Raw genomic sequence first — 22146 nt, forward strand, 5'->3', positions numbered from 1 at the left:
GCACGTATTCAAAATGGAAGAAGTTATTAAAATTATCAATGATATTAAATTAGGTATGGTTAAACCTATATATCTTTTTATGGGAGAAGAACCTTATTATATTGATAAATTAACCGAATATATTGAAAACAATGTGCTCACAGAGGATGAAAAGGGATTTAATCAAATGGTGATTTATGGAAGAGATACCACCATTGAAGAACTCATTGGACAAGCGAAACGATACCCCATGCTGTCCGAAAAGCAAGTAGTTATAGTCAAAGAAGCGCAAGAATTATCACGAACTATTGAAAAGCTTGAAAGTTATGCAGAACATCCACAACCTTCTACCGTTCTTGTATTAGCCTATAAGTACAAAACTCTTGACAAAAGAAAAAAATTATACAAACAGATCGATAAAACGGGAGTTGTTTTTGAAAGTAAAAAATTATACGAAAATCAAGTAGGTAGCTGGATTCAAAGAGTATTGAAAGGGAAGGACTATGGAATTGATCCGAAAGCTAATGCCATGCTCGTTGAGTTTTTAGGGAATGACCTTAGTAGAATTAGTAACGAATTGGATAAATTACAAATTATTTTACCCAAGGGACATACCATTACTCCTCAGGATATCGAAGAGAATATCGGATTTAGTAAGGATTTTAATGTATTTGAACTCCAAAATGCTATCGGTTCTAAAAACGAGGTAAAAGCATATCAAATTGCACAATATTTTGCCGATAATCCTAAAGACAACCCCATGGTTGTTACCACAAGTTTGGTCTTTAGCTTTTTTGTTAAATTATTGAAATATCATGGTTTGAAAGACAAGTCTCAAAAAAATGTCATGGCGGCTTTGGGAATCAGTAGCTATTTTTTTAAAGATTATGAACGGGCATTACAAAACTACCCTATGAAAAAAGTAAGCGCCATTGTAGCCACTTTACGCACTATTGATGTAAAAAGTAAAGGTGTGGGGGCTAATGCGTTATCAAATCACGACTTACTCAAGGAAATGTTAGTTAAGATTTTTAATTAACCATATTATTTCACGATATTTGCCGTCCTTATATTTAAATACATGATTTATGGGAATGAATAAAAATACCGTATTGGGTTGGGCTACTTTTATTATGATACTCATGGGGCTTATTCTTATCGGTCTAGGGGTTTATCGATATGCCGATGTAGCTGGTTGGGGATTTGGCGCTGTTGGGGTTGGATTTTTAGCAAATGCATGGGTTTTTAATGCATTAAAAGGAAGAGTTTAAATTAAAAAATTATAAAATGTCAGAAGATAAAAAAGTCATTTTCTCTATGCAAAAGGTAAGTAAGGCTTACCAAGGAAGTGACAAGCAAGTATTAAAAAATATTTACCTCAGTTTTTTTTATGGGGCTAAGATTGGAATTCTAGGGCTTAATGGCTCTGGAAAATCATCATTATTGAGAATTATTGCTGGAGTCGATAAAAATTACCAAGGCGATGTGGTTTTTGCTCCAGGATATACCGTTGGCTATCTTGAACAAGAACCACAATTGGATGAATCCAAAACAGTTATAGAAGTGGTTCGAGAGGGAGTTGCTGAAATTATGGCGCTTTTGGATGAATTCAATAAGATAAACGATATGTTTGGCTTACCTGAGGTATATGAAGATGCCGATAAAATGCAAAAGCTCATGGATAGACAAGGTGAACTGCAGGATAAAATAGATGCATGTGGGGCTTGGGAAATAGATACAAAACTCGAGATTGCTATGGATGCTTTGAGAACACCTGATGGAGATATGCCTATAAGCGTTTTATCAGGTGGAGAAAAAAGACGCGTAGCATTGTGTCGTTTGCTTTTGCAACAGCCAGATGTACTTTTATTGGATGAGCCAACCAACCATTTAGATGCTGAGAGTGTGTTGTGGTTGGAACAACATTTGTCACAATATGCAGGAACAGTGATTGCCGTTACACACGACCGTTATTTTCTTGATAATGTAGCTGGTTGGATTTTAGAATTGGATCGAGGAGAAGGCATTCCATGGAAAGGAAATTATTCTTCTTGGTTGGATCAAAAATCGAAACGCATGGAGCAAGAGGAAAAAGTGGCTTCCAAAAGAAGGAAAACCCTTGAGCGTGAGTTGGACTGGGTACGACAAGGCGCTAAAGGAAGACAGACAAAACAAAAAGCACGTCTTCAAAATTATGACAAACTCTTGAATGAAGACCAAAAAGAATTAGAAGAAAAATTAGAAATCTACATCCCTAATGGTCCAAGATTAGGAACAAATGTAATTGAAGCCAAAGGCGTTTCTAAAGCGTATGGTGATAAATTATTATATGAAGATTTGAATTTCAAATTACCTCAAGCTGGAATTGTTGGAATCATAGGTCCTAATGGCGCAGGAAAATCAACCATCTTCAAAATGATTATGAACGAAGTTCAAGCCGATTCGGGAACATTCTCCATAGGAGAAACGGTAAAAATTGCCTATGTCGATCAGTCTCATGCAAATATTGATGTGAATAAATCCATTTGGGAAAATTTTAGTGATGGACAAGAGTTAATCATGATGGGAGGGCGCCAAGTCAATTCAAGAGCCTATTTGTCACGTTTTAATTTTGGCGGAAGTGAACAAAACAAAAAAGTTTCTGCTTTATCTGGCGGTGAACGAAACAGACTTCATTTGGCCATGACGCTCAAAGAAGAAGGAAATGTATTGTTGTTGGATGAGCCAACCAATGATTTAGATATTAATACGCTGAGAGCCTTAGAAGAAGGATTAGAAAATTTTGCGGGTTGTGCTGTGGTGATTTCTCACGACAGGTGGTTTTTAGATCGAATTTGTACTCATATCCTAGCTTTTGAAGGTGATTCTCAAGTGTATTTCTTTGAAGGTAGTTTTTCCGATTATGAAGAAAACAAGAAAAAACGATTGGGTGGTGACTTAACCCCTAAACGAATAAAATATAAAAAACTGATTAGAAGTTAAATGATAAGATTAATAAACTAGTGAAATTAGTTTTATTGGTCTTAAAGATAGTTAAAACTATGCACTTTAGTGCATTTCGCTTTCAGATTCTAAAAATATTTTTTACCACGAATTACACAAATTTCCGCAAATTAAACTCGTGTAGATTCGTGTAATTTGTGGTTGAAATTATAATGCTGCAATCTTGCTGACTTTCAGTCTGCTAACAAACCTATGTACTTCAAGTCCATAGTGGCTTAGTTTGTTTAATGGAGTTACTCAGATTCACTTTTGAAAGCACTCGTTTTTATTATTGAATATTGCTTGTTATTAGCTTTCAAAAGAAATATAAATTGATGTCTCGCAAACTTTTAGTTGGCTAGGACAAGCCTATTGACTTCATGTTTAGAGTAATTTATTTTCCATCTACATAATCTTGTAAATACTGAAAGCGTTCCGTTAGTTTACCTTGTTCAGTAATTTTTGCTCGTTGTAAAATCCCATCTTGATCACTATTGAAAAAAGCAGGAATTACATGCTTCATAAACATTTCTCCAAATCCCTCACTGGCATCTTTTGGCAATTCACAGGGTAAATTATCAACCGACATAACCATGATTGAACCCGGATGTGTATAGGGAACTTCCTGATGTGAACTAGGTAAATATCCAAAGAAAGGGTCGGCAATTGTAGATGCTTTTATGGTACAAGCAATGGGGCCATTCACATCACAAGAAATATCGGCAACCACTTGAATTTTATTTTTCGGTGATTGCAACATTTCCCTTGTGAGGATATCGGGCGCTCCATTTCCATGAAAATGTCCAGCCATAAAAATGTCGGCAACTTGCGAGAAACGTTCAAAATTTGACGAATATTCTTGAGGGTTTTTATAAAAATCTTTATTATCTAATATTTGACCATCTATTCGTTTGTTGTAGTCTAATACATCAATTTGTGTGTAGACGGGTTCTGTATAAATTTTATTCAAGAAATCATCGGGAGTGACTTGTTTAATTTTCATGTCATCGAGAATTTCTTTGGCACCCATTCCCACTTTTCCATGGCCCGTTAAAACGATTTTAATATTAGGCAATATTTGACGTCTCAAACGAACGACAAGATCTTCCTTACTTTTTAAAGTTTCCGCTTTTGGGAGCGTGTATAAATCATATTTAATTCCGAATGCTCTAAATCCGTTATATGCGCCAACAATACCTGCATAACGTCCAAATCCTATTAAACGTTTAAAATTTGCATCGACAATCGTTTCGTGATCATACAATTCAATATTTTTTTCCAATATGGCTTGTAATAATTTTCTATTATAGGGCTGAAATTTTATGGTGTGAGAGAAGAAAAAATATTTTTTATTTGGAATTAATGCCTCAATAGGAACTTCTTTTACCCCAAAAAGCACATCACAATCAGACATATCTGTTGTTACATCAATTCCTAAGTCTGCGTACTGCGCATCATCAAAAACTCTAATATCAGAAGATTCTACTTTTATCACAGCTTCGGGATGTTCTTTTTTTAATCGAACTAATTCTTCAGGAGTAAATACAACTCTTCTGTCTGGGGGTGTTTTACGTTCTTTTATAATACCAAATATCATTTTAAGGCTTTATTTTAGTGATGCAAAAGTATCATTAACGAAAACGTTTTCAAAACTTTTTTTAAAAATTAATCAGGTCGTAAAAAGTTTTATAAAAATTGATAAACAAGGAGTTACTTACAGTACTGTTAAAATTGTGGAAAATATGTTGAAACCTTTCTCTTAAAGTCGAATTATGAGGCATGTGTTTCTTTATATTTGCTGTCCCAAAATAAATTTCATGAAAATTCGACATATAATCTTTAAAACAATCCTACTAAGTTCAGTTGCTTTTTTTATCATAGCTTGTGGCAAAGAAAGAGAGCGCAAAAAGGAAATTGTTAAAAACAATGAAAATGGACTGCCTATTATGCATCCGCTAGAGGAATCCTTTCCAAAACTTACAGCTGGATATGTGAATGAGAAGAAGCATAAAATTGAACAATTTTTTAATAAAATTTGGAATCAAAACGATAATGTAAGTTTTCTTGTGGCTCAAAATGGACAAGTAATTTATGAAAATTATCTCGGATTTGCTAACAGAGCTAAAGGAATTGATATTACTGCTAAAACCCCTTTACATATCGCTTCTGTTAGCAAAGTATTGACAGCAACAGCAGTACTTTTATTGATCGATGCAGGAAAAATTCGATTAGAACAAAAAGTAACCGAGTTTTTACCTGATTTTCCTTATCCAGATGTGACTGTCTTAACCCTTTTAAATCATCGCAGTGGCATGAAAAATTATGCATATTTCACCTATAAAACAGGCGTTTGGGACATAAAAAAAGAACTTACCAATGAAGATATTGTTTCCGTGATGAAGAACTATTCTATTCCATTGGAATCGAAAATAGATTCTCGATTTGGATATTGTAATACGAACTATGCAATATTGGCTTTACTTATTGAAAAAGTTACACATTTAAAATACCCCGAAGCGATGCAAGAAATGATTTTTAAACCCTTAGGGATGACGCATACTTTTGTATATGAAACTGCAAAACATTTGGGTAAAGTCTCACTTTCTTATCGAGGGAATATGGATTTGGCTGTAGAATATTTAGATGGAGTCTATGGGGATAAAAACATTTATTCTACACCAAGGGATTTATTAAAATTTGATATGGCACGTTATTCGCAAACTTTTTTAACTCCCGAATTATTGAAACAAGTCTATAAAGGATATAGTTATGAAAAAAAAGGGGAACGCAATTATGGTTTAGGCATTCGTATGTTGGAATTTGATCAAGGTACTCCATTTTATTATCATAATGGTTGGTGGCATGGCAATACGTCTTGTTTTATAAATATGAGAAAGGAGAGAGTTACCATGTTTGTTATTTCTAATAAGTTTACACGAAAAACGTATCAAACTAAGAAACTGGCCCCTTTATTTGGTGACTATCCTTTTAAAACAATTGATGAAGGGGAAGAGTAGGGATATTGTAATTACTACAAAAGTATGTATATTTGTAGGCACGATTTTTGTTACTATGAAGATTAAAAGCAATACTATTTGGGGTCGACTGGTTTTGACAGCGAGTGGAATTGATTAGTAAGCACGTCGAGCTTTGTACTTTTAGCTCGTAAATCCAAAGGTACGACCTTATAAACGGCGAAAATAATTACGCTTTAGCTGCTTAATCCGAAGTTTAGTACGATTTGCCCAGTTCCTACAAGGTAGGAAAGCTGAATTCACCTCAAAAGCCTTGGTTTGTGGCGGTTGGTTATGGTGAACCGGAAAAATAAACCTAGGAAAGGTAATGCTTTAAATCCTTTCTGACACTAATAAAGCTAAGCAAAAAGTGGCTGTTTTTGGCCTGCCTTTTTGTCGAAAAAATAATCAAAAACTAAGCGTGTAGAAAGCTATTTGATTGCTTGTTTGGACCCGAGTTCGATTCTCGGCGACTCCACCAGAGTGGACAACTCGATTTTTTTCGATAGTTGTCCATTTTTAATATTTAGTCATTATATTTAAAATTATTAAATCTTTTAGTGTTAATATAATAAACAAAAAGGCGCTTTGTATTTGTGGCATAATCCTTGAAATATAATTATAACTAAATGAATTATGAGTTATTATTTTTTTTATAATGTATTGTTTTTCCTTTAGTTAAAATAATTAACTTACAATAAAATGATTTTTTGTAACTGTTAAAAACTATTAATTTAATGTCATTTTGACTTTTAAAAATTATGTCAAACCATAAAATACTAACTATTGACAATTTGTCACTTCAAGAATTTGATACTGAAGCCGAATTAATTCCGTTATTAACTCCAGAAGATGAAGAAGAAATGGCAAATGAAGATTTACCCATTTCACTACCTATTTTACCTTTACGAAACACTGTTCTATTCCCTGGCGTAGTAATCCCTATTACAGCGGGTCGCGATAAATCCATTAAGTTGATTAATGAAGCGTATTCGGGTGATAAAATCATTGGGGTAGTGGCTCAAAGAAATGAAGAACATGAAAATCCTAATTTTGATCAAATTCATCATGTGGGAACAGTGGCTCGCATTTTAAGAGTTTTAAAAATGCCTGATGGAAATGTTACGGTGATATTGCAAGGGAAAAAACGTTTTGAAATAGATACTATTCTTACAGAAGAGCCTTATTTACAAGCAGCTATTCGCGAAGTTCCTGAATTACGTCCAGATAAAAGCGACACCGAATTTAGTGCTATTGTAGACTCCATTCGTGAGCTTTCTATTCGCATTATTAAAGAAAGTCCAAATATTCCAACAGAAGCTACTTTCGCAATTAAAAATATTGAAAGTCAATCGTTTTTAATCAATTTTGTTTCCTCTAATATGAATCTTACGGTAGAAGAGAAACAAAATCTATTGATGACTAATGTTTTGAAAGAACGCGCACTAGAGACCTTGCGTTATATGAATATCGAACTTCAAAAATTAGAATTGAAAAACGATATTCAATCTAAAGTACGCTTCGATTTAGATCAACAACAGCGAGAATATTTTCTGCATCAACAAATGAAAACCATTCAAGAAGAATTGGGTGGCGTTTCAAACGAGCAAGAATTTGAAGACATGCGTCAGCGAGCTAAATCAAAAAAATGGGATGAAAAAACAAGTTTGCATTTTGAAAAAGAATTTTCAAAGTTACAACGAATGAATCCACAAGCCCCCGATTTTGGAATTCAAAGAAATTATCTTGAATTGATTTTGGATTTGCCTTGGGGTGAGTATTCAAAAGATAATTTTGATTTAAAAAATGCTCAAAAAATTCTAGATCGCGATCATTTTGGATTGGAAGATGTTAAAAAACGTATCATAGAACATTTAGCTGTGTTAAAGTTACGCAACGATATGAAGTCGCCTATTTTATGTTTGACAGGACCTCCAGGAGTTGGAAAGACCTCAATAGGAAAGTCTATTGCAGAAGCTTTAGGTAGAGAATATATTCGAATTTCTCTAGGAGGTTTGCGTGATGAGGCTGAGATTCGCGGTCATCGTAAAACATATATTGGAGCGATGCCGGGTAGAATTATACAAAGCATTAAAAAGGCGGGCACTTCAAATCCAGTGTTTATTTTAGATGAAATTGACAAACTTTCTGTGAGTCATCAGGGCGATCCCTCTTCGGCTTTATTGGAAGTTTTAGATCCTGAGCAAAATAATTCGTTCTATGATAACTTTTTGGAAATGGGATATGATTTATCAAAAATCATGTTTATTGCTACATCTAATTCGATGTCTACCATTCAACCTGCATTAAAAGATCGTATGGAAGTAATCAAAATGTCGGGATATACTACCGAAGAAAAGGTGGAAATCGCCAAGCAACATTTATTTCCAAAACAGCTTAAAGAACATGGCTTGACATCTAAAGATTTAACAATTGGAAAAAAAGAATTAGAAAAGATAGTCGAAGGCTATACACGTGAATCGGGTGTTCGTAGTTTAGAACAAAAAGTTGCTCAAGTCATTCGAAATGCTGCCAAATCGGTCGCGATGGAAGAAGAGTATAATAAAAAAGTAACTTCAGAAGATATCGAAACTGTTTTAGGAGCTCCAAAATTGGAACGTGATAAGGCCGAAGGAAATGATGTTGCGGGAGTAGTGACTGGGTTAGCATGGACTTCTGTAGGAGGTGATATATTATTTATTGAATCCTTGATTTCTAAAGGAAAAGGAGGTTTAACTTTAACTGGAAATTTAGGTTCGGTTATGAAAGAATCTGCCACTATCGCGTTGGAATATATTAAAGCAAATGCCGATTTATTTGATTTAAATCCAGATATTTTCAGTACCTACAACATTCATTTGCATGTTCCAGAAGGCGCTACTCCAAAAGATGGACCTAGTGCAGGAATTGCAATGCTAACGTCTTTAGTTTCATTATTGACGCAACGTAAAGTTAAGAAAGGATTAGCCATGACAGGTGAAATTACTTTACGAGGAAAAGTATTACCTGTGGGCGGAATTAAAGAAAAAATATTGGCTGCGAAACGTGCTAACATAAAAGAACTTATTCTTTGTCATGAAAATGAAAGTGACATCAAAGAAATCAAATCAGATTATTTGACAGGACTGACATTTCATTATGTAAAAGAAATGCGTGAAGTGATAGACATAGCTTTAACCACGCAAAAAGTTAAAAATGCCAAATCGCTAGATTAAAAATCTTAATTAATAACGCATAGAAGAAAGGTATGTTGATTCATGCCTTTTTTCTTTTTTTATGTTGTTGTAAAAATAATATCTTCGCATTTTCGTTATAAAAACATTATTTCCCATTTATATATGTTTAAAAAGATACTTTTTTCCTTTTGTGTTCTGTTTAGTGCTGCTTCATACAGCCAAATAGGAGGGAAGTCAGTATATTCTTTTTTAAACCTAGTAACCTCACCAAGACAAGCCGCTTTGGGAGGAAAAGTAATCACTATTTTTGATGAGGATGTCAATCAAGGACATTTTAATCCTGCGGCCATCAATGCAGAAATGGACAATCACTTGGCGGTAAATTATGGCAATTATTTTGGTGCTGTAACGTATGGTACTGCGGCGTATGCGTATACCTATGACCGTCATTTACAAACGTTTCATGCAGGAGTGAATTATGTCAACTACGGAAAATTTGATGGGTATGACGAAAATGGAATTGCGACATCATCATTTACGGGAAGTGAGATTGCCTTGTCAATCGGATATTCTTATAACATTCCGTTTACCAATGTATATTTTGGCGCTAATGCAAAATTGATTTCTTCTACATTAGAAAGTTATACTTCCTATGGTGGGGCGATCGATTTAGGTGCGCTTTATATAGATGAGGAGAACGACATCAATTGGGCATTAGTGGTTCGCAATATGGGTACTCAAATTACGACCTATTCTGGACTGCAAGAGAAACTTCCATTTGAACTTTTGGCAGGAGTTTCACAACAAGTAGAAAATGTGCCCATTCGATGGCATTTAACCCTAGAAAACCTACAACAATGGAATATTACTTTTTCCAATCCCAATCGGGCCGTGGGTAGCCTTGATGGAAGTTCTACGCCAGAGAAAATAGGCTTTTTTAATAACGCCTTACGGCATGTGATTTTTGGTGCCGAATTGTTTCCTACGAAAGGCTTTAACATTCGGGTGGGGTATAATTTTAGAAAAGGAGAAGAATTACGTGTGGTCGACCAAAGAAATTTTTCAGGTATATCCCTTGGTTTTGGTTTAAAAATGGGAAAAATGAAATTTAACTACTCGCATTCTCGTTTTTCTTTAGCTGGAAACACAAGTCTTTTCGGACTTACCATAAATTTTAACGATTAATTAAAAAAAAAAAAAACTTATTTTGAAAAACATTACAATTGCCATTGATGGATTTTCTTCTACTGGAAAAAGTACCTTAGCAAAACAGTTAGCAAAACATCTGGGATACGTTTACGTAGATACAGGTGCAATGTATAGAGCAATAACATATTTTGCGATGAAGGAAGGGTTTATTAACTCGGATTTTTTTAATAAAAAAGCTCTTATTGAGCGACTTCCTTCCATTCAACTGCACTTTGAGTTTAATACTGATTTAGGTTTTGCTGAGATATTTTTGAATAATGAAAATGTAGAAAAACAAATACGAACTCTAGAAGTGTCAGCTTTTGTAAGTAAGGTTGCTGAAGTCTCTGAAGTACGTGCAAAATTGGTTGAGCAACAACAAGCTATGGGGAAAAACAAAGCTATTGTCATGGATGGACGTGACATTGGAACTGTAGTATTCCCTGATGCAGAATTAAAAATATTCATGACAGCCAGTCCTGAGACTCGTGCCCATCGTCGTTTTGAAGAACTTCAAGCGAAGGGCGATTCTGTTTCTTATGAAGATGTGCTTAAAAACGTTCAAGAACGTGATTATATTGATACGCATCGTGAAGACTCTCCTTTGGTTATTGCAAATGATGCCGTTGAGATAGACAATTCCTACCTTTCTAGAGAAGAACAATTCACTGCTGTACTAGAATTGGTTGAAGAAGTTGCTAAAACAATATAATTTTTTTGCAAATCTTATTTTTAATAGTAGATTTACAATCTATTTACATTACAAAACACTATTATTATGAGTATAAAGTTTAGATTAACTCTTATGAGTTTTCTTCAATTTTTTGTTTGGGGAGCTTGGTTGATTACTGTAGGAAATTATTGGTTTGGCACAAAACAATGGAGTGGAGAACAATTTGGAGCTATTTTTTCTACACTTGGATTGTCTTCAATAGTAATGCCTGCTTTGACAGGAATCCTTGCAGACAAGTGGATAAATGCTGAAAAGTTATATGGTATTTTACACATTATAGGCGGTTTAGCGCTTTGCTATATTCCTCAAGTAGAAAATCCAACGACATTTTATTATGTCATCTTTTTGGCGATGTTATGTTACATGCCAACTATTTCGTTATCTAATTCTGTGGCATACAACATTTTAAAAAACAATAATTATGATGTAGTAAAAGTTTTTCCTCCCATTAGAGTGTGGGGTACAGTTGGATTTATTGCCGCCATGTGGATAACAAATCTTACAGGAAATAAGGCTTCATCAAATATGTTTTATTTATCCGCTTTTGCTGCCTTTGCTTTGGGGTTGTATTCTTTTTCTTTACCAAAATGTCCTCCTCAAAAACTAATTGCTAACGATGCTACTTTTGTTGAAAAATTTGGTTTGAGTGCTTTTAAATTGTTTGGCACCTACAAAATGGCATTATTCTTTTTGTTTTCAATGTTTTTAGGTGGAGCCTTGCAGTTAACAAACATGTATGGGGATGTTTATTTATCTGAATTTTCAAAAGTTCCAGAATATGCTAATTCTTTTGTGGTAAAATATTCAACCATCATCATGTCAATTTCTCAAATATCTGAAACCTTATTCATTTTAGCCATTCCCTTCTTTTTGAAGCGTTTTGGAATCAAGCAAGTAATGTTACTTTCGATGGTTGCTTGGGTTTTACGATTTGGTCTGTTAGCATTTGGAAATCCAATAGAAGGGCTTTGGATGATTATTTTATCTTGTATTGTTTATGGTATGGCTTTTGATTTCTTTAATATTTCAGGATCGCTTTTTGTGGAAACTACTACTGATTCTAAAATACGTTCCTCAGCTCAAGGGTTGTTTATGATGATGTCTAATGGATTTGGTGCCTTTTTTGGAGGTTTAGTAAGTGGCTATGTAATTGATAATTTCTTTACAATCAACGGTGTGAGAGATTGGCACAACATCTGGCTAACGTTTTCGGGATATGCTTTAGTGATTGCAATTCTTTTTGCAATATTCTTTAAGCATAAACACAACCCTGATGAGGTGGCAAATGTGAGCCATTAATATTTTAAAAAAGATAAACGATAGCCTTTTAAGATTTTACTCTTAAAAGGCTATCGTTTTTTTGACTTATTTAGTTCGTTTTAGGTGTTTTAGTAGATAAATATTTTGTAGTTAATAAAATATGTGTAATTTTGCGCACCTTTTGGCGAAGAAGAGTTTCCTTTAGGTATCAACTATTTAAATCTAACACTGTTGTGTTTTTATTTGCATTATGAAACTCGAAGAACATAACATACAAATTTTTTATCAGCATGGCTGTATTAAACAAAGAACAAGAAGCGTTTTTAAATGAATTTAACTGGCATAACTACGCCGAAGGAATTGACGCTGTAGATGCAAAAAATTTACAAGAGTTTGAAGATTTAGTTTCTAAAACATTCATCTCTACAGATCAGGAAGAAGTAGTTGAAGGTGTAGTAGTTCGTATCACTGATCGTGACGCAATTGTTGACATTAATGCAAAATCGGAAGGCGTTATTTCTTTAAATGAATTCCGATACAACCCAAACTTAAAAGTGGGTGACAAAGTAGAAGTATTAATTGACGTTCGTGAGGACAAAACAGGTCAATTAGTATTATCTCACAGAAAAGCAAGAACTATCAAATCATGGGATAGAGTTATCGCTGCTAATGAAACTGGAGAAATTGTTACTGGTTTTGTTAAATGTAGAACTAAAGGAGGTATGATTGTAGACGTTTTCGGAATCGAAGCGTTCTTACCAGGTTCACAAATTGATGTGAAACCAATCCGTGATTACGATGTATATGTAAACAAAAACATGGAATTCAAAGTAGTGAAAATTAACCACGAATTCAAAAATGTTGTTGTTTCGCACAAAGCGCTTATCGAAGCAGATATCGAAGTTCAGAAAAAAGAAATCATAGGTCAATTAGAAAAAGGACAAGTACTAGAAGGTGTAGTGAAAAACATTACTTCTTATGGAGTGTTTATTGACTTAGGTGGTGTAGATGGATTAATCCACATTACAGACCTTTCTTGGTCAAGAATCAACCACCCAAGTGAAGTTCTTGAATTAGATCAAAAACTAAACGTAGTTATCCTTGATTTCGATGATGAGAAAACAAGAATCCAATTAGGATTAAAACAATTAAACGCACACCCATGGGATGCTCTTGGAGCTGACTTAAAAGTAGGTGACAAAGTGAAAGGTAAAGTAGTAGTTATTGCGGATTACGGTGCTTTCATTGAAGTAGCTGAAGGTGTTGAAGGTTTAATCCACGTGTCTGAAATGTCGTGGTCTACGCACTTAAGAAGTGCTCAAGACTTCGTAAAAGTAGGTGATGAAGTAGAGGCAGTGATCTTAACTCTTGATAGAGACGAAAGAAAAATGTCTTTAGGTATCAAACAAATGACTCAAGATCCTTGGACTGACATTACAGCAAAATACCCAGTAGGTTCTAAACATGTAGGAACTGTTAGAAACTTTACTAACTTTGGAATTTTCGTAGAATTAGAAGAAGGAATCGACGGTTTAGTTTATATTTCTGATTTATCTTGGACTAAAAAAATCAAACATCCATCTGAATTTGTTAACGTAGGAGACAAATTAGACGTAGTTGTATTAGAGTTAGATGTTGACGGACGTAAATTATCTTTAGGTCATAAACAAACAACTGAAAATCCATGGGATAAACACGAAGATGCTTTTGCAGTTGGAACGATCCACTCTGGAACTATTGCAGAAATCGTTGACAAAGGTGCTACTGTAGACTTTGGTGATGATGTAATTGCTTTTGTACCAGCACGTCACCTTGAAAAAGAAGATGGTAAAAAATTGAAAAAAGGAGATGCAGCCGAATTCAAAGTAATTGAATTTAATAAAGAATTCAAAAGAGTTGTAGCTTCTCATACTGCTATTTTCAGAGAAGAAGAAGACAAAGCGGTGAAAGCTGCTGCGGAAGCTACTGCTGCAAATAACAACAATAACCAAACTTCAACGCTAGGGGACAATAATGACATTTTAGCTGAATTAAAAGCTAAAATGGAAAAAGGAGGCAAATAATATTTTTCTTTAATTATACTTAAGCCTCGTGTTTTCACGAGGCTTTTTTTATTTTAAAAGGAAGGAATACAAAACAAAAAAACTTAGTATTTTAGCAAAAAAAACTAAAATGAAAAAAACAGTTCTTTTCATATTCTTTTTTTGTGTTCTTGCTCAAGCCCAAGATATCGAATCTCCCTCAAAAAAGATCACGTTACATTTTGCGATTTCTTCAACGGGAGTTCCAACGTATTCAGTATCTTATTCAGGTAAAAAAATCATTACCGAAAGTACTTTAGGAATATTATTGAAAGGAGAAAAATCCTTAGACAATCATTTTACACTGATCCAACAAGACAATAAATCGGTCGATGAACCCTGGAATCCTGTATTGGGAGAACAAAAAACAATCCAAAATCGATACCATCAGGTGACTTTCTTTTTACTTCAAAATGAGACTAACCGTAAAATGAATATATGCTTTAAAATATACGATGAAGGGGTCGCTTTTCGTTATGAATTTCCAAAACAAGAAAACCTCAATTATTTTGTAATTTCAGAGGAACACACCCAATTTAATCTTACTGGAAATCATAAAACATTTTGGTTGCCTGGTGATTTTGATAGTCAGGAGTATCCCTACACAGAATCAAAATTTTCAGATATCAATACCGATTTAGTCGATAAAAATAATGGTATTGGATTAAAATCTATCGCAGGAAACTTTGTTGTTCAATCTCCCTTAATGATGAAATCTAATGATGGGATTTATATTAATATTTTTGAAGCAGCCGTTGTTAATTATCCCGTAATGCATTTAGATGTGATACCTAATGAATTCCGATTAGGTTCTCATTTAGTTCCCAATACGCTAGGAGATAAAGCTTATTTACAAACACCATGTACTTCTCCATGGCGAACAATTATGATTAGTAATGACGCCCGAGATATTGTAAGTTCTAAAATGATCTTAAATCTTAATGAACCTTCAAAAATTTCTGATACATCTTGGATAAAACCTATGAAATATGTAGGAATCTGGTGGGAAATGCATGTAGGAAATTCTACTTGGGACTATGCTGGGTCACAAAATGCTCAAAATGCAGCCGATGGACAATTAAAACCTACAGGTAAACATGGTGCTACTACGGGTAATACTAAAAAATATATTGATTTTGCAGCCAAAAATGGTTTTGATGCGGTTTTAGTTGAAGGTTGGAATGTAGGTTGGGAAGATTGGTTTGGCAATTGGAAAGAAAATGTTTTTGATTTTACAACACCCTATCCAGATTTTTATGTAAAAGAGGTAACCGATTATGCTCAATCTAAAGGAATTAAAATGATTATGCATCATGAAACTTCAGGTTCTGTAGCTAATTATGAGCGCCATTTAGATCGAGCCATGGAACTCATGAAACAGTATGGCTATCCTGCCGTTAAAACAGGGTATGTAGGACGAATCATCCCAAGAGGGGAGTACCATGACGGACAAACAATGGTCAATCATTACAACTACATCGCTCAGCGTATGGCGGAGAATAAATTAATGGTGAATTCCCATGAAAGTTCGAGACCGACAGGATATTCAAGAACCTACCCAAATTATATTGCCGCGGAAGCAGCGCGTGGAAATGAGTTTAATGCTTGGAGTGTAGGCAATCCACCAATGCATGAAACCATACTGCCATTTACTCGACTTTTAGGAGGTCCGATGGATTATACTCCTGGAATTTTCGAAATTAAGATGAGCTATTATAATCCAACAAAAAAAGAGCAAGTACATACCACATTAGCAAAACAATTGGCACTTTATGTTACGATGTATTCACCATTACAAATGGCAGCCGATTTACCTGAAAACTACGAACGATATGCTGATGCATTCCAATTTATTAAAGATGTTGCCGTTGATTGGCAAGAATCTAAATATTTAGAGGCAGAACCTGGCGACTATATTACAGTGGCTCGCAAAGAAAAAAATGGGGAGCGTTGGTTTTTAGGAGCTATAACTGATGAGCATGCTCGTATGACTACCTTAAAACTCGATTTTCTTACTCCTGGACAATACTATGATGCAACGTTTTATGAGGATGGCGAAACTGCAGATTGGAAAAAAAATCCAAAAAGTTATTCCGTTACTAAAATGCGAGTCACAAATACATCAAAAATTATATTACATTTGGCAAATGGAGGTGGAACAGCCATAAGTTTTAAACCAATTTTTAACTAAAATTTAATAATATGAATACACAAGAAACTAAAACCAATTGGGGTCAATTTATTCCGCTAGTCTCTGTTTTTTTCTTTTGGGGATTTGTTGCGGCAAGTAACGATATCTTAATTCCAGTGTTTAAAAAAGCTTTTAATTTATCTCAAGGTGAAAGTCAGCTGGTATCCTTAGCATTTTATATAGCTTATACTGTTGGTTCTATTATATACATGCTCATTTCTTTAGTAATAGGAAAAGATTTGGTAAACAAAATAGGTTACAAAAATAGTTTAGCACTTGGTTTGGTGGTTTCAGCTTTAGGAACCTTATTATTCTATCCTGCTGCTAATCTACATTCGTTTCCTTTGATGTTGTCTGGTTTATTTACTGTAGCCCTTGGTTTTTCGCTACAGCAAACCGTTGCTAATCCACTTGCTATAGCGTTAGGTCCCATCAGTACTGGTTCGCAACGCCTCACTCTAGCAGGAGGAATCAATAATTTAGGCACCACAATTGGACCTTTACTCGTAAGTTTTGCCATTTTTGGAGCTGCGAGTTCAACAAGAACAACAATGGATATAGAAAGTGTGAAAATTCCTTATCTAGTTTTAGGAGTTGCCTTTTTAATAGTAGCACTTTTATTAAAAATGTCAAGTTTACCAGAACATCCACAAAATATAGAAGAAACGAATGAAAATTCTAATGGAATAAGAACATCAGCTCTTCAATTTCCTCAATTAGTCTTAGGAATGGTTGCTATTTTTTTGTACGTAGGCGTTGAAGTATCTACTGCGAGTAACTTACCTGCTTATATGGAAAAAGGATTAGGATTTTTAACAAAAGATATTGCTCCATTTATTTCACTTTATTGGGCAAGTTTAATGATTGGACGTTGGACAGGAGCTGTAGAAGCTTTTACTGAAAATGTTTCTACTCAAAAAATATTGCGTTTTGTAGCGCCATACCTAACATTTATACTTTTCTTGGGGGTTAACAAATTTATGGATCATGATTTGGCTCCTTTTTATGTATACGGATTTATCATCCTGATTTTAATTCTTGCGGACATGGCTTGTAAAGGAAATCCGGCGCGAATGTTATTATTGTTTTCTTTATTTGGAATCGTGGCATTATGTGTGGGAATGGTAACAACAGGAATGGTTAGTGTTTATGCTTTTACGTCGGTTGGATTATTTTGCAGTACATTATGGCCTTGTATTTTTACCCTTGCAGTTAGTGGTTTAGGAAAACATACCAGTCAAGGAAGTAGCTTTTTAATTATGATGATTATGGGAGGCGGTATCATAAGTTGGTTTCAAGGGACAATTGCTGATAGACTAGGAATTCATCAAAGTTATATTGTAGGCGTCTTTTGTTTTGTGTATTTGGCTTTTTATGCTTGGAATGTAAGTCGAATTTTAAAAAAACAAGGAATTGATTTTGATAAAAAAATAGCTGGAGGTCACTAATTTTCAGAAATTCCGTAACCCTACAAAAAACACTAATTTATGAGATTTCATACTAGAAAATGGGTAAAACCCGAAGATTTAAATCCAAATAGTACCCTTTTTGGAGGTCGTTTATTAGCTTGGATTGATGAAGAAATAGCACTTTACGCTATTATTCAGCTCGAAAGCCCAAGAATTGTGACCAAACATATGTCTGAAATTAATTTTAGAAGTTCAGCCAAACAAGGAGATATTGTAGAAATAGGAATTGATGTATTAAAATTTGGAACCACCTCATTAACTTTGATGTGTGAAGTTCGAAACATGATGACTCGTGAAACCATTATCACGATTGATACCATTACCATGGTGAGTGTTGGACTCGACGGAAAACCACAACCACATGGAAAAACAAAAGTTGAGTTTATTGATGATCGGTTAAAACGACCATAGAAAATTAATTTTCTAGATTTTTATTGCTAGGCATTTCATAAAGTTCTAAATCAAAATACGAAATAGAGGCAATGACATGGTCAAAAATATCAGCCATAATGTATTCGTATGGAATGAAGCGCTGATCTTTTGAGAAGCAATAAATTTCTAATGGAATTCCTTGGGCTGTAGGTTGTAATTGTCGACATAATAAAGTCATATTTTTATTTAAACCCGCATGATGCTCCAAATAGCTTGTGATATACTTTCTAAACAAACCAAAATTAGTCATATTTCTTCCGTTAATTAATTCGGATTTATCAATATGATGCGTTTGATTGTATTTGGTGATTTCATGTTGTTTCGTTTCAATGTACTCCGCAATCAGTTGGATTTTTTTTAAATTTTCAAGCTCTGAATCGGTTAAAAAACGAACGCTATTCGATTTTACTAAAATATGTCTTTTGATGCGTCGTCCGTCAGAGTCGAGCATGCCACGCCAATTTCTGAATGAATCGGAAATCAAACTGTAGGTTGGAATAGTGGTAGTGGTGTTGTCAAAATTGCGCACTTTTACAGTGGCTAAATTGATTTCGATAACATCACCATCGGCACCGTATTTGTCAAAGGTAATCCAATCACCAATTCGAACCATGTCATTGAGTGAGACTTGTACACTCGCAACAAATCCGAGAATGGTATCTCTAAAAATTAATATGACGATAGCCGAAATCGCTCCTAATGTCCCTAACAACGTGGATTTATCAATATCAAAAATTTTTGAAATAATGATTCCAACGCCATAAATCCATAGGACAATCATAATCACTTGAATATAGCTATCAATAGGTTTGTCACTAAATTTTGGGACGTCTTTTAAGTAGTCTTTAATGGCATTCAATACACTTCGTATTATCCAAAGTGATAATAAAATAATATATACGCCAACAACTTTTCCAAACATAGCTTCCCAATACACATAATGTTCTAAGATAACCGGCACCGATTTATAGATAAATAAAAACGGAATTAAATAGGCGATATACCGTGCTGTATTGTTGGAAACTAATAAATCGTCAAAGTTTGTTTTTGTTTTTTTGGCTATAAGTGTAAAAAGCGAAACCAATATTGTTCTGAAAAAAACAAAAATGATGAAAGCACAAATGCACAAGACAATAAGGTTTACTAAAAGGCTGAGATAGGAAGATAATGTATCCCCAAAATGAATTTTTTGTAAAATAAGGTAGCACCAACCAAAAAGTTTTTCTAAAAAATTATGCATGTTGTATCATTTTAAACACAAAGTTAATGAATCATGCGAATACGATTTTTGTTCTTTAGATTATTTTAGCATTTTGGAAATAAATACAAATTAAAAGTGGTATAAAATTCAGAACGAATACTTCTTTAGTGTATTTTTGCAAAATTGCTATTTTAACATCATGTCTAAAAAAGATTTACTTGCCGAAATTGAAGAAAAAAAAGAACTGTATGGCTATCAAAAAGGCGATATCGATAAAATCTTTGATCGGATTCATCAAGCAAAGTACAATTATCATTTATTATATCAGTTGCCGACAGGTGGTGGGAAAACAGTTATTTTTTCAGAAATCACAAGACGTTATTTAGAACAAAATCCATCCAAAAAAGTTATTGTTTTAACACATCGTATCGAATTGTGTAAGCAAACATCTAAAATGTTAAAGGCATTTCAAGTAAAGAATAAAATCATTAATAGCTCCATAAAAGAACTTCCTGACTATCATGATTATTCCTGTTTTGTAGCCATGATTGAAACCTTAAAAAACCGCTTGTATGATGAAAAAATTTTGTTGCAAGATATTGGTTTAGTGATTGTTGACGAAGCACACTTCAACTCTTTTAGAAAGTTATTTAAATCTTTTGAACACGCCTTTATATTGGGAGTTACAGCCACACCATTAAGTTCCAATATTAAACTCCCAATGTATGAAAACTACAATGAATTAATTGTTGGAGATACCATTCAGAATTTAATTGATAAAGGCTTTTTAGCTAAGGCGATTACATATTCCTATGATGTAGGATTAACCTCCTTAAAAGTAGGGATTAATGGTGATTATACTGTGAAATCATCTGATTTTCTATACAGCTCGATGTATATGCAAGAAAAACTTTTACATGCCTATACTGAAAAATCATTAGGAAAAAAGACTTTGATTTTTAATAATGGCATTCATACATCAATACATGCTTATGAAAGCTTCAGACAAGCTGGATTCAATATTAGGCATCTAGACAATACAACTCCGAATGAAGAACGGAAGGAAATTTTACATTGGTTTAAAAAAACACCCGATGCTATATTAACATCTGTAGGAATACTAACGACAGGCTTTGACGAACCAACAGTCGAAACTATAATTCTAAATCGCGCAACAAAATCATTAACACTTTATTTTCAAATGATTGGAAGAGGTTCGAGAAGATTGGAAAACAAGCATGAATTTACCGTTATCGATTTAGGAAACAACGCCTTGCGTTTTGGATTATGGAATGATCCTATAGATTGGCAATATATTTTTAAATCGCCTGAATATTATTTAGAACATTTAAGAGATGATGCAGAGATTGAAAGCCATTTTAAGTACGTCATGCCCGAAGAATTGCAAAAAAAATTCAGTAAAAGCGCTTCGATTTTTATGGATATTCCTAAAGAATTCAAACAAACCCTTAAAAATAATATCAAAGCTAAAACCATAATTGATAAATCAGTTGCACAACATGCTCAAATGTGCATAGAAAATACGGATGATTTAAAGGACGCCAAAAGTTTAGCTAAAGAATTACAAGATGAAATTGAAGAACGAATTAAGCAATATTGTAATTGTCTTGGAAATGTAACAAAAAATTATCGTTCGTGGCTGATAGAGGATTATGCACAACGACTTAGTTTGAGTATTGGAAAACTATATAGAATAAAAATATTGCAAGAAATATAATGTTTTAGCATAGTTATTCATTGAATTATAATTTATATTATGTAAAATAGATTTCATATTAAATATGTTTATTATCCTCATAAAAACTATTTTTATTGGCAAATTTATAAAAATAGCTCTTCTCTTTATTCTTCATATCTTTGTTTTAAAAACTTATTAAATAAAAGCTAAAATGATTAATCAATATTTAGAAATTGTAGTACGAAGTATTTCGGTTTATTTTTTCATGATCCTTGCTCTACGGTTATTCGGTAAAAAGCAATTATCGCAATTAAATACTGCAGATGTTATTTTAATCTTACTTATCAGTAACTCGGTTCAAAATGCAATGGTTGGTGAAAACACATCACTTACTGGTGGAATTGTAGCTGCATTAGCCTTGTTTGTAATTAATTTTAGTTTTAAAAAAATTATGCAACATTCAAAATTAATTAAAAACTTTATTCAAGATAAACCCGAAATACTCATTCATAATGGTCATCTATTTTTTAGAACATTAACTCGAATTGGCATAACAGATGATGAATTAAAAGAAGCCATGAGAGAGCATGGTGTTGAATTTTATAAAGATGTTAAGTTAGCGATGTTTGAAATAGATGGAAGCATTAGTATTATTTCAGGTAATACCAATTTGAAACAAACGCATCACAAACGTAAAATACACAAAACTTTAAGAAATGTAAACACTTAATTTTGATTTAT

General features: G+C 33.7%; 16 protein-coding genes and 1 other RNA gene. 15 read left to right on the plus strand and 2 right to left on the minus strand.

Annotated features, from left to right (window positions below; all coding sequences use genetic code 11):
* The first annotated feature begins 13 nt into the window (after positions 1-13).
* From holA to ettA, 3 genes are read left to right on the plus strand one after another with little or no spacing between them, the layout of a single operon-like run.
* Positions 14-1018 (plus strand): DNA polymerase III subunit delta, encoded by a 1005-nt coding sequence (gene holA / locus CLV55_RS10775; RefSeq protein ID WP_112113807.1) that lies wholly within the window; start codon positions 14-16, stop codon positions 1016-1018.
* A 49-nt stretch (positions 1019-1067) separates the two neighbouring features.
* On the plus strand, positions 1068-1250 hold the full coding sequence (locus CLV55_RS10780) for a CAL67264 family membrane protein (RefSeq protein ID WP_112113808.1): 183 nt from the start codon (positions 1068-1070) through the stop codon (positions 1248-1250).
* 16 nt (positions 1251-1266) lie between these two features.
* Positions 1267-2961, plus strand: a complete 1695-nt coding sequence (gene ettA, locus CLV55_RS10785; protein WP_112113809.1) for an energy-dependent translational throttle protein EttA — start codon at positions 1267-1269, stop codon at positions 2959-2961.
* 394 nt (positions 2962-3355) lie between these two features.
* Here the strand turns inward: ettA and CLV55_RS10790 are convergent, their stop codons facing one another.
* Positions 3356-4558 carry an NAD(P)-dependent oxidoreductase gene (locus tag CLV55_RS10790; RefSeq protein ID WP_112113810.1) on the minus strand — a complete coding sequence of 401 codons (1203 nt, stop codon included), beginning with the start codon at positions 4556-4558 and terminating at the stop codon, positions 3356-3358.
* Between the two features lie 220 nt (positions 4559-4778).
* Between CLV55_RS10790 and CLV55_RS10795 the strand changes: the two genes are divergently transcribed.
* From CLV55_RS10795 to CLV55_RS10840, 10 genes are all read left to right on the plus strand, one after another.
* Positions 4779-5978, plus strand: a complete 1200-nt coding sequence (locus CLV55_RS10795; RefSeq protein WP_112113811.1) for a serine hydrolase domain-containing protein — start codon at positions 4779-4781, stop codon at positions 5976-5978.
* Between the two features lie 80 nt (positions 5979-6058).
* Positions 6059-6456: a transfer-messenger RNA gene (ssrA, locus tag CLV55_RS10800) on the plus strand.
* A gap of 280 nt (positions 6457-6736) precedes the next feature.
* Positions 6737-9190 (plus strand): endopeptidase La, encoded by a 2454-nt coding sequence (gene lon, locus CLV55_RS10805; protein ID WP_112113812.1) that lies wholly within the window; start codon positions 6737-6739, stop codon positions 9188-9190.
* Positions 9191-9313: 123 nt separating this feature from the next.
* Positions 9314-10336 (plus strand): type IX secretion system protein PorQ, encoded by a 1023-nt coding sequence (porQ, locus tag CLV55_RS10810; RefSeq protein ID WP_112113813.1) that lies wholly within the window; start codon positions 9314-9316, stop codon positions 10334-10336.
* 22 nt (positions 10337-10358) lie between these two features.
* Positions 10359-11051 carry a (d)CMP kinase gene (gene cmk / locus CLV55_RS10815; RefSeq protein WP_112113814.1) on the plus strand — a complete coding sequence of 231 codons (693 nt, stop codon included), beginning with the start codon at positions 10359-10361 and terminating at the stop codon, positions 11049-11051.
* Between the two features lie 66 nt (positions 11052-11117).
* Positions 11118-12371: a nucleoside permease gene (locus CLV55_RS10820; protein WP_112113815.1), complete on the plus strand. Its 1254-nt coding sequence runs from the start codon at positions 11118-11120 to the stop codon at positions 12369-12371.
* A 251-nt stretch (positions 12372-12622) separates the two neighbouring features.
* Entirely contained in the window at positions 12623-14395 is a 1773-nt protein-coding gene (rpsA, locus tag CLV55_RS10825) for a 30S ribosomal protein S1 (RefSeq protein ID WP_112113816.1), read from the plus strand.
* A gap of 109 nt (positions 14396-14504) precedes the next feature.
* Complete coding sequence (locus tag CLV55_RS10830; RefSeq protein WP_112113837.1) at positions 14505-16604, plus strand: glycoside hydrolase family 97 protein; 2100 nt, start codon at positions 14505-14507, stop codon at positions 16602-16604.
* 11 nt (positions 16605-16615) lie between these two features.
* A complete protein-coding gene (locus tag CLV55_RS10835; RefSeq protein ID WP_112113817.1) occupies positions 16616-18052 on the plus strand; it encodes an MFS transporter in 1437 nt (478 codons plus the stop codon).
* Between the two features lie 39 nt (positions 18053-18091).
* Positions 18092-18484, plus strand: coding sequence for an acyl-CoA thioesterase (locus tag CLV55_RS10840; protein WP_112113818.1), 393 nt, complete (start codon positions 18092-18094; stop codon positions 18482-18484).
* Between the two features lie 4 nt (positions 18485-18488).
* On the opposite strand, the gene CLV55_RS10845 is transcribed toward CLV55_RS10840, so the two are convergent.
* Positions 18489-19745, minus strand: coding sequence for a mechanosensitive ion channel family protein (locus CLV55_RS10845; RefSeq protein WP_112113819.1), 1257 nt, complete (start codon positions 19743-19745; stop codon positions 18489-18491).
* 160 nt (positions 19746-19905) lie between these two features.
* Here CLV55_RS10845 and CLV55_RS10850 point away from each other — a divergent pair, with 160 nt between their 5' ends.
* Entirely contained in the window at positions 19906-21444 is a 1539-nt protein-coding gene (locus CLV55_RS10850) for a DEAD/DEAH box helicase (RefSeq protein ID WP_112113820.1), read from the plus strand.
* A gap of 172 nt (positions 21445-21616) precedes the next feature.
* Positions 21617-22135, plus strand: a complete 519-nt coding sequence (locus tag CLV55_RS10855; protein WP_170122256.1) for a DUF421 domain-containing protein — start codon at positions 21617-21619, stop codon at positions 22133-22135.
* Positions 22136-22146: the final 11 nt, after the last annotated feature.

Origin of the sequence: Flavobacterium aciduliphilum (assembly GCF_003268855.1) — a bacterium.
Taxonomy (GTDB): Bacteria; Bacteroidota; Bacteroidia; order Flavobacteriales; family Flavobacteriaceae; genus Flavobacterium; species Flavobacterium aciduliphilum.

Coding starts and splice junctions, on each gene's coding strand:
- holA (WP_112113807.1), top strand. CDS start 14: ATGGAAGAAGTTATTAAAATTATCAATGATATTAAATTAGGTATGGTT.
- CLV55_RS10780 (WP_112113808.1), top strand. CDS start 1,068: ATGGGAATGAATAAAAATACCGTATTGGGTTGGGCTACTTTTATTATG.
- ettA (WP_112113809.1), top strand. CDS start 1,267: ATGTCAGAAGATAAAAAAGTCATTTTCTCTATGCAAAAGGTAAGTAAG.
- CLV55_RS10790 (WP_112113810.1), bottom strand. CDS start 4,558: ATGATATTTGGTATTATAAAAGAACGTAAAACACCCCCAGACAGAAGA.
- CLV55_RS10795 (WP_112113811.1), top strand. CDS start 4,779: ATGAAAATTCGACATATAATCTTTAAAACAATCCTACTAAGTTCAGTT.
- lon (WP_112113812.1), top strand. CDS start 6,737: ATGTCAAACCATAAAATACTAACTATTGACAATTTGTCACTTCAAGAA.
- porQ (WP_112113813.1), top strand. CDS start 9,314: ATGTTTAAAAAGATACTTTTTTCCTTTTGTGTTCTGTTTAGTGCTGCT.
- CLV55_RS10820 (WP_112113815.1), top strand. CDS start 11,118: ATGAGTATAAAGTTTAGATTAACTCTTATGAGTTTTCTTCAATTTTTT.
- rpsA (WP_112113816.1), top strand. CDS start 12,623: ATGGCTGTATTAAACAAAGAACAAGAAGCGTTTTTAAATGAATTTAAC.
- CLV55_RS10830 (WP_112113837.1), top strand. CDS start 14,505: ATGAAAAAAACAGTTCTTTTCATATTCTTTTTTTGTGTTCTTGCTCAA.
- CLV55_RS10835 (WP_112113817.1), top strand. CDS start 16,616: ATGAATACACAAGAAACTAAAACCAATTGGGGTCAATTTATTCCGCTA.
- CLV55_RS10840 (WP_112113818.1), top strand. CDS start 18,092: ATGAGATTTCATACTAGAAAATGGGTAAAACCCGAAGATTTAAATCCA.
- CLV55_RS10845 (WP_112113819.1), bottom strand. CDS start 19,745: ATGCATAATTTTTTAGAAAAACTTTTTGGTTGGTGCTACCTTATTTTA.
- CLV55_RS10850 (WP_112113820.1), top strand. CDS start 19,906: ATGTCTAAAAAAGATTTACTTGCCGAAATTGAAGAAAAAAAAGAACTG.
- CLV55_RS10855 (WP_170122256.1), top strand. CDS start 21,617: ATGATTAATCAATATTTAGAAATTGTAGTACGAAGTATTTCGGTTTAT.